Origin of the sequence: Variovorax sp. CF313 (assembly GCF_000282635.1) — a bacterium.
Taxonomy (GTDB): domain Bacteria; phylum Pseudomonadota; class Gammaproteobacteria; order Burkholderiales; family Burkholderiaceae_C; genus Variovorax.
In genome coordinates this window covers 1-12,878 of sequence record NZ_AKIW01000064.1, presented here as the reverse complement: position 1 = coordinate 12,878, position 12,878 = coordinate 1, and the positions used below count along the sequence as shown (strand labels likewise).

The 12,878-nt window shown below is 65.1% G+C and carries 10 protein-coding genes and 1 pseudogene; 9 read left to right on the top strand and 2 right to left on the bottom strand.

What is annotated here, in order from left to right; all coding sequences use genetic code 11:
* Nucleotides 1-177 precede the first annotated feature (177 nt).
* Nucleotides 178-2,913: a LuxR C-terminal-related transcriptional regulator gene (locus tag PMI12_RS15830; RefSeq protein ID WP_007834341.1), complete on the bottom strand. Its 2,736-nt coding sequence runs from the start codon at nucleotides 2,911-2,913 to the stop codon at nucleotides 178-180.
* Nucleotides 2,914-3,232: 319 nt separating this feature from the next.
* On the opposite strand from PMI12_RS15830, the gene PMI12_RS15825 reads away from it, so the two are divergent.
* The 7 genes from PMI12_RS15825 (at nucleotide 3,233) to PMI12_RS15795 (ending at nucleotide 9,853) form a co-directional block, all read left to right on the top strand.
* Nucleotides 3,233-4,453, top strand: coding sequence for an ABC transporter substrate-binding protein (locus PMI12_RS15825; protein WP_007834340.1), 1,221 nt, complete (start codon nucleotides 3,233-3,235; stop codon nucleotides 4,451-4,453).
* A 170-nt stretch (nucleotides 4,454-4,623) separates the two neighbouring features.
* Nucleotides 4,624-5,427, top strand: a complete 804-nt coding sequence (locus tag PMI12_RS15820) for a TIGR03084 family metal-binding protein (protein WP_007834339.1) — start codon at nucleotides 4,624-4,626, stop codon at nucleotides 5,425-5,427.
* Nucleotides 5,428-5,515: 88 nt separating this feature from the next.
* Nucleotides 5,516-6,406 carry a phosphatidylglycerol lysyltransferase domain-containing protein gene (locus tag PMI12_RS15815; RefSeq protein ID WP_157632210.1) on the top strand — a complete coding sequence of 297 codons (891 nt, stop codon included), beginning with the start codon at nucleotides 5,516-5,518 and terminating at the stop codon, nucleotides 6,404-6,406.
* A complete protein-coding gene (locus tag PMI12_RS15810) occupies nucleotides 6,403-7,212 on the top strand; it encodes an ABC transporter ATP-binding protein (protein ID WP_007834337.1) in 810 nt (269 codons plus the stop codon). The genes PMI12_RS15815 and PMI12_RS15810 overlap by 4 nt, the downstream gene beginning before the upstream one ends.
* Nucleotides 7,209-7,928, top strand: a complete 720-nt coding sequence (locus tag PMI12_RS15805; protein ID WP_007834335.1) for an ABC transporter ATP-binding protein — start codon at nucleotides 7,209-7,211, stop codon at nucleotides 7,926-7,928. Before PMI12_RS15810 ends, PMI12_RS15805 begins: the two co-directional genes overlap by 4 nt.
* Before the next feature lie 13 nt (nucleotides 7,929-7,941).
* A complete protein-coding gene (locus PMI12_RS15800) occupies nucleotides 7,942-8,814 on the top strand; it encodes a branched-chain amino acid ABC transporter permease (RefSeq protein WP_007834334.1) in 873 nt (290 codons plus the stop codon).
* A 4-nt stretch (nucleotides 8,815-8,818) separates the two neighbouring features.
* Nucleotides 8,819-9,853: a branched-chain amino acid ABC transporter permease gene (locus PMI12_RS15795; RefSeq protein WP_081502661.1), complete on the top strand. Its 1,035-nt coding sequence runs from the start codon at nucleotides 8,819-8,821 to the stop codon at nucleotides 9,851-9,853.
* A gap of 4 nt (nucleotides 9,854-9,857) precedes the next feature.
* Here PMI12_RS15795 and PMI12_RS15790 read toward each other — a convergent pair.
* Nucleotides 9,858-10,334: pseudogene (locus PMI12_RS15790) on the bottom strand (NAD(P)H-dependent flavin oxidoreductase); the annotation flags it as partial.
* Nucleotides 10,335-10,772: 438 nt separating this feature from the next.
* On the opposite strand from PMI12_RS15790, the gene PMI12_RS15785 reads away from it, so the two are divergent.
* A complete protein-coding gene (locus PMI12_RS15785) occupies nucleotides 10,773-12,353 on the top strand; it encodes an AMP-binding protein (protein WP_202801682.1) in 1,581 nt (526 codons plus the stop codon).
* Nucleotides 12,346-12,878: IS5 family transposase (locus PMI12_RS15780; RefSeq protein WP_042673536.1), on the top strand; the 533-nt coding region annotated here is incomplete at its 3' end. The genes PMI12_RS15785 and PMI12_RS15780, both read left to right, overlap by 8 nt.

Sequence of the window (12,878 nt, the reverse complement as noted above, 5' to 3'; positions counted from 1 at the left end):
GCCGGCATGTCCAAAGAGCACTTCGAGACGGCTGTCGCGACCGCCAAAGACACTGCAGACCAAGTCACTACTGCATTCATGCTGCGCGAGGCAACGCGCCGAGCCGCTGTGGCGAGATGCTTGCGCTGGTTGCGCGGGAATGGGACGTCGTCGCGACGGTGCCAGCCCGCCGGGCGACTATCTGCGCAGAACCTGCAGAGCCCTGGCTCTTGCGAGCGCCGCTGCGCGGCTCTTCACGCCCAGCTTCCCGTAGATGTTCGAGAGATGCCACTTCACTGTCGGCACCGACAGTGCAAGACGGTCCGCGACCTGCTGATTGCTCAATCCCAGTGCCACAAGGTCGAGCAGCTGAAGCTCCCGATTCGTGAGCGCTTCGGGCAAGGCGGCTGGTGTCGCATCCGCCGAGTCGCTAAGAGGTTCTGATGATTCAGACGGCATGCGCTCGTGAATCTGGGTGAGCAATGTGGCTTCGTCTGGCAACGTTAAACCGAGGTCCTTGCTCCGTGAGGCGGCCAGGATCCGCCCCACGGTGGCCATGCGATCCATGAAAGGATGCAGCAGGCGCCGAGCTGCCGCGGTGGATACGGCCAGACTCAAGGAGCGTCGAGCCAGGTCCTTCTGATCTGCCTGGAGGTGAAGCTCGCACGCGAGCAGGTGCAGCTCCACTGCTTCTCTGGGCGACGCGACCGTCAGGCGCAACAGTCGCTCGACCTCTTCCAGAACCTGGCGGCTATTGCCCGTGGCCCCTTGCAGTCGCAGCACGATCAGGCGTTCGTGCAAGGACGCCTCGCTGCTCAGGATCGCTTTCAAGTCGAGCAGCTGACGGCGGACGAGTTCCTGCGCGTCGCGAGCGCGACCGAGACTCAGCAACCGGTGCAACTGCAGCAACGCCAGTGCGCGCAGCGCGCGCGGGGGATAGCTGCGCGCGATCGCATCGAGCGCCTCCGGGCCGAAGGGGTGATCGTCGCTGCCGTCCCAAAGCGCTACACAGGCGGAGAAGCCCTGCAGCGTCGTCTCGATCAGACCCTGCCCCGAGGCGCGAGAAAGACCGATCATCGCCTTGGCTTGCGCACTCTCGGTTCGTCCGAGATCAAGCAGAGCACGCGCATGCACGAAGTCCAAGGTAGCCACGACACCGGCGTCCTCGCCCAGCGCTTCGACTGCAATACTCCGGGCCTGCGTGAGCATGCGGTCTGCCGCCAGCGGGTCGCCATTGGCCAACTCGACGCAGGCGCCCATCGTCCAGGCCCATGCGTTCGCATAGTGGCTTGGACTGCGAGTGACCGCCGAGAGCGCCTGCAGCACGTACTGGCGCGCCGCGTCGACGTTTCCAAGTGCAAGTTCGGCGGTGGCGGCCGCACCCGCGACGGTCACGATTCCCACGGGATCCCGGCGCATGCCGTCGTGCAACCAGCGGTGCGCCTCTTCGCGCGCGGTGGTCATCAGGTCGAGATTGATCGCCACCACGACCCGCAGCAGACCCAGACGTGCGTGAAGGCCGCCGAGTTGTCCGCGGGGGGCGGCTTCCGCGAGCCTGTGGTCAAGCGTGTCCATGGTGCGGTAGGCGCGCTCGTACTGCAGCGTGAAGCACAGCGACCAGACGTACCAGGTGTGCGACTCCAGCGAGAGCTCCACGCCGCATGCCAACAGCTGGGTGACCCAACGGATATACAGCGTCAGTCGGCCCTGCCCCCCCACCACGGTTCGCGCGAGCCGGTCCAGCATGCGTGCCGCGATCATGGGAGCCGGCGCTTCCAGCGCTGCCTCCAGCGCTGCCTCGTTGTCGCCCCGCTCCGCGTGCCAGTGGGCGGCGCGCTCGAGAATCTCGCGGCGGCGCTCGCGAGGCAGCGAGCGGTGACCCTCTGCGAGCAGATACTGCCGCAGCAGAGAGTGCATCCGTACCCATTGTCGACCTCGATCGAGCGGAAAGACGAAGAGGTCGCGATCGAGCAGGTCCGCGATCCAGGCGGTCGCGTCGGCTCTTCCGGTCACGTGCGTGGCCAGCTCTGCACTGAACTCCCGCAGCGGTGCGATCTCCAGCAAGAACGCTGCGCGTTCGACGTCCAGTCCGGCCAGCACACGACGCGTGAGCATGTCCGCCACGTCGCGGTCGCTGCCGCTGAAGTGCTCGAGCACCGCGCCGGGATTGTCGGTCTCTGCCATGAGGATCTGCACCAGTCGCACTGCGGCTGGCCAACCCTCCGTCAGCACCTGAACTCTCTGGACGGTCGTCGCATCGTGCAGCACATGTGCTCTCTTCAAGAACAACGTGGTGCTTTCGCGGTCGAAGGCCAGGTGGGCCGCTCGCAGTTCGACCGCGCTCAGTTCGAGTCGTGCGCGCGTGACGTCGAAGGGCAAGCGGTCGACACCCGAAAAGACAAGGCGCAGTTGAGAGGGGCCGGAGAAGACCAGTCGCTCGAGCAGCGGTTCCAAGAGCGGGTCGGTGCAGTAGCTGAGGTTGTCGATGAACAACGTGGTCGGCTTCGACAGTCGTTCGAGCAAGCGAAGAACGCGCTCGACCGTGTGACGCGAGTCGTCCATTGGCGATGGTGCGCCCGGGGCATCGCCGGACAGCCCTTCGGCTGCGAGCGAGGACTGCACAAGAAACAGCAGAGAGTTGACCGAGACGTCGCGATCGTCGAGCGCGACCCAGGCGCACTGCTGACCTCGCCGTACCAGGGTCTGGTGCAGATGCTGCAGGACGACCGTCTTGCCATAGCCGGGAGGGGCGCACACCGTCACCAAGCGTGCCAGCACGGCGCTTCGCAGCAACACTTCAGCCAAGCGTGGCAGCACGGCCTCGAACGCGAGCTGAGGTGGCGCCAGCTTGCCCCGCCAGACAGCCACGCTGTGCTCGGTCTCAGGGGCTTGTCGATCGGCCAACGAGCGGCGGGGGAAGTGAGTCGTCAGCATGACTCTGCAGGTCGGGACATTGGAAGATTCTCACACCTGTCGACCGCTGCCGACTGCAGAAAGCGGGGCCGGCGCACCGGGGAAACCCCTCGCCCAGGCGCCTGTCGGCATGGCGTCCTGGCCCGTACAGGGGTTCTCCATGACCTTGAACCCGACTTTAGGCGGGCTCTTGCGCCCGTGGTCTGGCCTACCTTCGGTCCTGGAAAAAAGAAGCAAGCCTTCGGAGCTGCCGACATTTGGTTGTGGTCAGCCCATGCCAGGAGCAAAACGCTCATGCGCAGGCCTGGCCGGCTCCCCGTTCACCTCTATCCACCACATCATGATCAACACGTTGCACCGCAGAACCCTCGTCGCCGCTCTGGTCGCGGCGGCCATCGTACCGAGTGCTGCATGGGCTCAGAAGCAGTACGGTCCCGGCGTTTCGGACACCGAGATCAAGATCGGCAACATCATGCCGTACTCGGGCCCGGCCTCGGCGTACTCGACAATCGGGAAGATGGCGGCGGCCTACTTCGAGAAGATCAATTCGGACGGCGGCGTGTACGGCCGGAAGATCAAGTTCCTTTCGAACGATGATGGCTACAACCCCGCGAAGTCGCTCGAGGAAGTTCGCAAGCTGGTGGAGCAGGAAGAGGTGCTGGCGATCTTCCTTCCGTTGGGAACACCGACCAACGTGGCGATCCAGAAATACCTGAACGCAAAGAAGGTGCCGCATCTCTTCGTGGGTTCTGGTGCGACCCGGTGGGGTGACATCAAGGACTTCCCGTGGACGGTCGGCTTCCAGCCCACGCTTCAGGCTGAATCCAAGGCCTTTGCCCAGCACGTGCTGCGGACCAACCCGGCCGCCAAAATTGCCGTCCTGATGCAGAACGACGAATTGGGGAAGGATCACCTCAAGGGCCTGAACCTCGCATTGGGTGACAAGGCAAAGTCGATGATCGTTGCCCAGCAATCCTATGAGTCGACCGATCCGACGATCGACAGCCAACTGGTGGCGCTCAAGGCCTCCGGCGCCGACACGCTGATGATCTTTGCTACGACGAAGTTCGCCGCCATGGCGATCAAGAAGACCGCGGAAATCGGCTGGACGCCCAACCGCTATCTCGCCAGCGTCTCGGCCTCGGTGAGTTCCGTTCTCAAGCCGGCCGGCGTGGAAGCCTCCAAGGGAATCTACAGCGCCACCTACATCCGTGAGCCGGACGATGCCGCGACACAGGCCACGAAGGAGTACCAGGACTACGCTGCCGTGATGAATAAATACTACCCGGCAGGGGACCCGACCGACTCGCTCAATGTCATTGCGTACTCCTATGCTCAGGCGCTGGTGCAGACTCTCAGACAGGCGGGGGACCAACTTACCCGTGAGAACGTCATGAAGCAGGCGCTGAGCCTGAACATGAGTCTCCCGATGCTCTATCCGGGGATCAAGGTTCAAACGAGCGCAACGGATGGCTACCCGATCGAGGAGGTGCACCTGATCCAGTTCAATGGGAAGAACTACCAGCCGGTCAAGGACGTCCCGGACACCGCGCGACAGTGATCCGGAGGGCCGGCACCGCGGCATCTCCATTCAACGCGTCGCCTTGTGGGCTCTGCACGCGCTGCAGAACATGCAAGCGCGGTCGCTCACCGTTTGGCGCTTCTTCGAATTTCGGCGCGCCACGCGCAATCGCGCTGTTCGATCCCTGTTCCCGCAACTTCCCTTGTCCCATGAGAGCCACCTGCAATGATCTCCTCGCCGAATATCAGGCGCTCGACAGTCTCTGTGCAACCCTGAGCGCGGAGGATTGGCTCAGGCAGGGGGCGTTCTTTGGTTGGAGTACATGGGACCAGATTGCCCACCTGAGTTTCCTGGACGAGACGGCGCTGCTTTCGGTCACTGACCCGGGCGCGTTTGTCGCCGACGCCAGGACCCTGAACCGACTGCTGGACTCTGGCCAGGAGATCAGCGCATTGGCGCGAGAGAAATATGGCCAGCTTGACGGCCCGGCGCTCTTGCGTGTGTGGCGTTCCCGTTATGAACTGCTGGTGGCCTCGCTGGCCCGGCTCGACGCCAAGGCGCGCCTGAACTGGTACGGGCCGCAGATGTCGGCGCGCTCCTTCGCGACGGCTCGGCTGATGGAAACCTGGGCCCATGGGCAGGACGTGTGGGACGTGATGGCACGCCATCGCGTTTCGGGTCATCGGCTGAAGCACATCGCGCACATCGGCTGCACCACCTTCGGTTGGACCTTTGCGAACCGCGGGATGGCGGTTCCCGAGCCGGCGCCGTGGGTGGATCTCCAAGCTCCCGACGGCAGCCGTTGGACCTGGGGCGAGATGACATCGGACAACCGTGTCGTCGGCTCCGCAGAGGATTTCTGTCTGGTGGTCACCCAGCGTCGAAACGTTCGGGGCACTGCGCTCGAAGTGCAGGGCAAGGGAGCAATCCAGTGGATGGCGCTGGCGCAGTGCTTTGCGGGCCCACCGAGCGATCCCCCGGTGCCTCGTGCGCTGAAGGTCGCTGATGCTTGAGTCGAGATCGCCCGCGCAAGTGATCGCGCCACCGCCCACGTCGCATGCGCACCCGGGCCAACCGCTCTCTCTTTCGGATGGCCCCGATGTGGACGCAGTTCTCGCATGTCTGGCCAGGAGCGACGGTTCGGAGGCGATCTCCGACTTGCTATTCGCCAATCTGTGGCTGTTTCGTCGCGTCCACGACTACCGGTTGCACGCCGGACCGCGACCCTGTATCAGCGGCAAGACCTACGATGGCACCTGTCACCTGATCCCGCTGTTCGACCTGTGCGGCGAAGCGCAGCCGCAGCTGGCCGCCTTGCTGCGCGAGCATGGGGCCGAGTGCTTCTACCCGGTATCCGGCCGCACGGTTGCCGAACTCGATCCGACGCAATGGTGCAGTCATGTCTCGCGCGACGACGCCGACTATCTCTTCCCCGCCGAGAACTTCCTGCTCTACCGTGGAAGCGCACTGAACAAGAAGCGCAACCTGGCGAAGCAGTTGCGAAAGAACTTCAGTCTCTCGCATCAGGTCTACCAGCAGATCCATAGGACGGCCGCGCTGCAGGTGTTGCGCCAGTGGCTGGCCGACAAGTTGAAGTCCGCTGGCGACGCCGACGAGCTCGCCTGCGCAGAGGCTTTGTCCCATGCGGAGCAGCTGGGGTTGAAGGGCTTTGTCCACACTGCGAACGGAGAGGCCGCTGGATTCGTGCTGGCGCAGCAACTGCAGCCTGGGGTGATGGTGGTGCGTTTTGCAAAGGGGCTCGACCGCTTCAAGGGCATCTACCAGCACATGTTCCAGCATTTCTGTCAGCACGCCGAGGCCGAGTTGGGCGAGCCTGTGCAGTGGCTGAATTTCGAGCAGGACATGGGGCTGGCCAACTTCCGGCGGACCAAGCTCTCCTACCGACCCGCCGCGCTACTGCCCAAGTACAGAGTGAGCCCAAGACAGACGGGCATGAATACCAAATTCAAAGAACAGGAAGCCGAGACATGACCCTCCGCAATGGCGACTTGGACAGGCCTCTGCTGCACATCGACGGCGTCTCGGTGCGCTTCGGCGGCATCGTGGCGCTCGACGGCGTCTCGTTCGACGTGCGGCGGGGCCAGATCTGCGGCCTCATCGGGCCGAACGGGGCGGGCAAGAGCACGCTGTTCAACTGTCTCTCGCGCCTGTACGAGTGCAGCGCCGGCCGCATCGAGTTCGACGGCCATCCGCTCACGTGCCTGCCGCGCCACCGCATGGCGGGCCTGGGCATCGGGCGCACCTTCCAGAACCTGGCGCTGTTTCGCACGATGACCGTGCGCGACAACGTGCTGGTGGGCTGCCACAGCAAGCACCACGCCGGCTTCCTGCGCAACGCCTTCCGGCTGCCCGGCGTGGCGGCCATCGAGTCGCAGGCGCGGGAGCGGGCCGACCAGCTGATCCACTTTCTCGACCTCGAGACCGTGGCCGAACGCGAAGTGGCCGACCTGCCTTTCGGCACGCAGAAGCGCGTCGAGCTGGCACGCGCATTGGCGGCCGAGCCGCAGCTGCTGCTGCTCGACGAGCCGGCCTGCGGCCTCAACCACGAAGAGCTCGAAAGCCTGGGCACGTTGATCCGCGACATCCGCGACCGCCTGAACGTGACGGTGCTGCTGGTCGAACACCACATGAGCCTCGTGATGGGCGTGTCGGACCAGGTGGTGGCGCTCAACTTCGGCAAGAAGATCGCCGAGGGCACGCCGGCCGAGGTGCGCGCGCACCCCGAGGTGATCCGCGCCTACCTGGGCGAAGAGGCAGAAGCGGAGGCGATGGCATGACGACGAACATCCTCGAAGTGCGCGGGCTGCATGCGGCGTACGGCCCGACGCGCGTGCTGCAGGGCATCGACCTCGACATTCCCACGGGCCAGGTCGTGGCGCTGCTGGGCGCCAACGGCGCCGGCAAGACCACCACGCTGCGCGCGCTGTGCCAGATGATGGTGAGCACCGAGGGCCGCATCATGCTGGCCGGCCAGCGCATCGACGGCCGCTCCACCGAGCAGATCGCCAAGGCCGGCGTGGGCCACGTGCCCGACGGGCGCGGCACCTTCCTGGGCCTCACGACCGAGGAGAACCTGCGGCTGGGCGCCTACGCACGTGCCAGCAGGGACGGCATCGATGCCGACATGGAGCGCGTGTTCGACTACTTCCCGCGCCTGCGCGAGCGCCGCGCCCAGCAGGCCGGCACGCTGTCGGGTGGCGAGCAGCAGATGCTGGCCATCGGCCGCGCGCTCATGGGCAAGCCGCGCCTGCTGCTGCTCGACGAGCCCTCCTTCGGGCTCGCGCCACTCATCGTGAAGGACATCTTCTCGATCATGCGGCGCATCAACAAGGAAGAGCGCGTGTCGATCCTGCTGGTGGAGCAGAACGCCAAGCTCGCGCTCGACCTGGCCGACTCGGCCTACCTCCTAGAAACCGGCCGCATCGTGCTCTCGGGCACCGCCGCCGACATCCGCCGCAACGACGCAGTCCGTAAAGCCTATTTGGGCGAATAGGGGCCACACACCGATGAATGCATTCCTGCACCAACTGCTGGCGGGCCTGGCCACCGGCGGCATCTACGCCAGCGTTGCGCTGGCGCTGGTGATGATCTACCAGGCCACGCACCACATCAACTTCGCGCAGGGCGAGATGGCGATGTTCTCGACCTTCATCGCCTGGAGCCTCATGCAGGCCGGCCTGCCGTACTGGGCCGCCTTCGTCGCGACCGTGGCGCTGTCCTTCGTGCTCGCGGCTGTGGTGGAGTTCACCGTGATCCGGCCCATGCACGACAAGCCGGCGCTGTCGGTGGTGGTGGTGTTCATCGGCCTGCTGGTGATCTTCCACAGCCTGGCGGGCTGGCTCTTCGGCTACACCATCAAGCAGTTCCCCAGCCCGTTCCCGTCGGACGCGTGGTTCGGCAGCGCCATGATGTCGGCGCATGAGATGGGCGCCATCGGCGTCACGCTGCTGGTGGTGCTGCTGCTGTTCGCGTTCTTCCGCTTCACGCCGCTGGGCCTGGCGATGCGCGCCGCGGCGCAGAACGCGGCCTCGTCGCGGCTGGTGGGCATCAACGTCGGGCGCATGCTGATGCTGGGCTGGGGCCTGGCCGGCGCCATCGGCGCGGTGGCCGGGATGATGGTCGGGCCCGTGGTCTTTCTCGACCCGCACATGATGACCGGCGTTCTGCTGTACGCCTTTGCCGGCGCGCTCATCGGCGGCATCGACAGCCCCGTGGGCGCGGTGCTCGGCGGCTTCATCGTCGGCGTGCTCGAAAACCTCATCGGCACCTACGTGGTGGGCACCGAACTCAAGCTGTCGGTGGCGCTGGTGCTGATCGTCGGCGTGCTCATCGTCAAGCCTTCCGGCCTTATGGGCCGCAAGCTGGTCACCCGGGTCTGATCGCATGAACTCTCCCCAAGCTTCCTCCCTGCCGACCGCCATGGCACCGCTCGCTGGGTCGGCCGATGCACGCGCCACCGCCAAGCCCTCGCGCTCGCCGCTCGTGTGGGTCGGCCTGCTGATCGTGCTGGCCATCGGCATCACCTTCGTGGCGCGCGGCTACCAGCTGTTCCAGGCGACCATGGTGATCTCGTATGCCATTGCGCTCTTGGGCCTGAACATCCTCACGGGCTACAACGGGCAGATCTCGCTGGGCCACGGCGCCTTCTATGCCATTGGCGCCTACACCACCGGCATCCTCATGGAGCATGCGGGCGTGCCGTACTGGCTCACGGTGCCGGCGGCGGCCGTGGTGTGCCTGATCGTCGGCTACCTGTTCGGGCGGCCCGCGCTCAAGCTCGAAGGGCTGTACCTGGCGCTGGCCACCTTCGCGCTCGGCGTGGCGATGCCGCAGCTGCTCAAGTACAAGCACCTCGAGGCCTGGACCGGCGGCGTGCAGGGCATCGTGCTCATGAAGCCCGCCGCGCCCTTCGGCCTGCCGCTGAATGAAGACCAGTGGCTCTACCTGTTCTCGCTGTTCGTCGCGGTCGTGATGTTCTTCATTGCCCACAACCTGCTGCAAAGCGGCAGCGGCCGGGCCATGCGCGCCATCCGCGACCACGCCATGGCCTCGGAGGCGATGGGCGTGGACAACAGCCACTACAAGGCCATGACCTTCGGCGTGTCGGCCGCGTACACCGGCGTGGGCGGCGCGCTGTCGGCCATTGCGGTGCAGTTCGTGGCGCCCGATTCGTTCACGCTGTTCCTGTCGATCTCGCTGCTGGTGGGCATCGTGGTGGGCGGCGTGGGCACGCTGTACGGCGCGATCTTCGGCGCCATCTTCATCATGTTCGTGCCCTCGCTGGCCGAGAAGGTCTCCAAGGCAGCGCCCTGGGCGGTGTACGGCGTGGTGCTGATCATCTTCATGTTCGCGATGCCCGGTGGCGTGGTCGGGCTGCTGCGAAAGATCCAGGCGCGTTTCTTCAAAGCCCATGGCTGAGCCCTTGCCCGTCGTCAATCTCGAGGCTTGCGCGCCCTCGGGCCCCAGCCACCAGCGGATGGATGTCCTTGAATTCGCAGCCTCCGGGCCGGCGCTCGAGGGCGACGACTTCATCGGGAACTGCATTCTTCAGGACCCGGCCGGTGTTGTGCAGCGTGCGGAAGATCAGGTTTGTATCGCGTTCGCCTGCGGCGATGAGCGCATCCTTGATGTCTTGGTGAATGGGCGCCTCCGTCGTGGCGCAGAAGCGCGTGCCCATGTTGACGCCCTCGGCACCTAAGGCCAGCGCCGCGGCCAGGCCCCGGCCGTCCGCGATGCCGCCCGATGCGACCAGTGGGATCTTCACCTTGTCGGCTGCCGCCGCAAAAAGAACCAGGCCACCGACATCGTCTTCGCCTGGGTGACCAGCACACTCGAAGCCATCGATCGAGATGGCATCGACACCGTTGCGTTCGGCCGAGAGCGCATGTCGGTGCGCAACGTCGCGTGGTGCGTGTGATGGCGCAGTCACGTGAACTGGGTGGCCAAGGTGCGCCAGCTCGGCTGGTTCGAGACACCGGGCCGGACCGTCATGGCTGACAGAAGCGTTTGAGCGTAGCGCCAGCCCAGCCTTGGAGCGAGTGGTCAGCTTGACGCGCGGCTGCGCGCATCGCGACGGCACTTCTACGGGTCAACCATGAGGTGATGCACGACTTTGGTACGGCTTCGAGCCCGCCTTCCTTGCCTAACATCGTGTCGCAGCCTCGAACCTGCTATGAAAGGTGGGTTCTGGACTGCCGAACTGCCGGTCGTGCGCCAGCCCGCGCTTGGCACCGCCGCGTATTCCGCCCGGATCGGTGCAAGGGCCCATGGCGGGGGAGGGCGCGTTCCACGGCAGTGCGCAAAGAATCGCTTAACACTCAATGAACGAGACGAGGAGATGAAGAGAATGATCACGAGTTCTGCAGCCGAGCGTGCCGACACGACGGTGTCATCCCTCGTGTTTCGCGCGCTGCGCGGACATCCGGATCGGGTGGCCTTTTCCTGGAGCGGTGGGCGCCTCACCTATGCGGACACCCTGGCGCTGATTGGGAAGCTGCAGTTCGCATTGGCGCCCAAGGAGGGCGGCCATCCGTTTCGCGTGGCCTTGCTCAGCGCGAACCGTGCGGAGGCCTGGTGCGCCGAGGCGGCCGTGCAGGCACTGCGCGGATCGGTCACCTGGCTGCACCCGCTCGGCTCTCTGACGGATCACCTGGAACAGATCACGGACGCGCAGGTCGATGCGCTGATCCTCGACGCCGGTGTCTTCAAGGAACATGGCGCGGACCTCGCCAAGAGACTGCCGCAGTCAGTCACTGTCTGGACACTCGGAGCGGCAGACTTCGGAAAGAACCTGCTGGCGGCGGCGGAGGAAGTCGGTGCGGCCCTTGCTCGGGACCTGTCGGCGTTAGATGACATCGCGATCCTCAACTACACCGGCGGGACGACCGGAAAGTCGAAGGGCGCCGTGCGACGCCAACGCGCGCAGGGCGCCATGGCGCTTGCCGTTGAGGCGAACTTCGAGCTGCCGGCGGTGCCACGATTCCTGGCGGTTGCACCGATTAGTCACGTGGGTGGAACTTTGGTGACGCCGGTGCTGCTGCGGGGTGGCACGGTCGAGTTGATGCCCCGCTTTCACCCGGCACAGCTCTTGGCCATCGTGGAGCGCGAGCGCATCAACATGACCATGCTAGTCCCCACGATGATCTACATGCTGCTGGACGATCCGGCGCTGTCGACCACCGATCTGTCTTCGCTCGAACTCATGATCTACGGTGCGTCGCCGATGTCACCGACACGGCTGCTGGAAGGGCTGGAGCGCATCGGACCCATCTTCTCGCAGTTCTACGGCCAGACCGAGTGCTACCCGATCAGCCTCTTGCAAAAGAGCGACCATCGCGTGAACCGGTCGGATCTCTTCAGTTCTTGCGGCAGGGCTGTCGCGTTGACGGAGGTCCGGCTGCTGGACGACGAAGGAAACCGAGTCGATACCGGAGAGGCGGGGGAGATCTGTGTTCGAGCGCCCTATGCCATGGAGTCGTACTGGCAACGGGAAGACCTTACACGCGACACCATCGCCGACGGCTGGGTTCGAACCGGCGATGTTGCACGCCAGGATGCCGAGGGCTACCTCTTCATCGTCGATCGCAAGAAGGACATGATCGTGAGTGGCGGTTTCAATGTCTTCCCTCGTGAAGTCGAAGACGTGCTGACGAGCGATCCTGCCGTCTCGATGGCCGCGGTAATCGGCGTTCCGGACGCGAAATGGGGCGAGACCGTCCTTGCCATCGTGGTGGCGCGTCCCGGCTTCCAGGTGGACTCGGAGCGACTGATCGATCTGGTGAAGGAACGCAAGGGTGCTCCGCATGCGCCGAAGAGCGTGGAGGTCGTGACAACGCTGCCGCTCACGGCGCTGGGGAAGATCGACAAGAAGGCGCTGCGTCAGCCCTACTGGGGAGAAGTGGCGCGACAGGTTGCATGAGCGTCGGCGATCGCCGCACTCGCGCGGTGCAGGCGTCGTTGCTTCGCAGTCCGGCCCATACCCGCTGCTCAAAGTCATCGAGCCCCACTATCCAGTGGCGGGCCGAGGCCGTCGGCCCTACCCGCTGCAAGCCATGCTGCGCGTGCACCTGATGCAGAACTGGTTCGCTCTGAGCGACCCGGCGATGGAAGAAGCCCTGTATGAGATCGCCTCGCTGCGCACGTTCGCCGGACTCGGTCTGGAGGCGATCCCCGATGAGACGACCATCCTGAACTTCCGTCACCTGCTGGAAGCCAGCGATCTGGCCGAAGACATCTTCAAGCAGGTCAACGCCCACCTGGCCAGGAAGGGGTTGCTCCTGAAGCGCGGCTCCATCGTGGACGCAACCATCATTGCGGCGCCCAGCTCCACCAAGAACAGTACCGGCGAGCGAGACCCCGAGATGCACCAGACGAAGAAGGGCAACCAGTGGCACTTCGGGATGAAGGCGCACATCGGCGTGGACGCCGAGTCGGGACTGGTGCA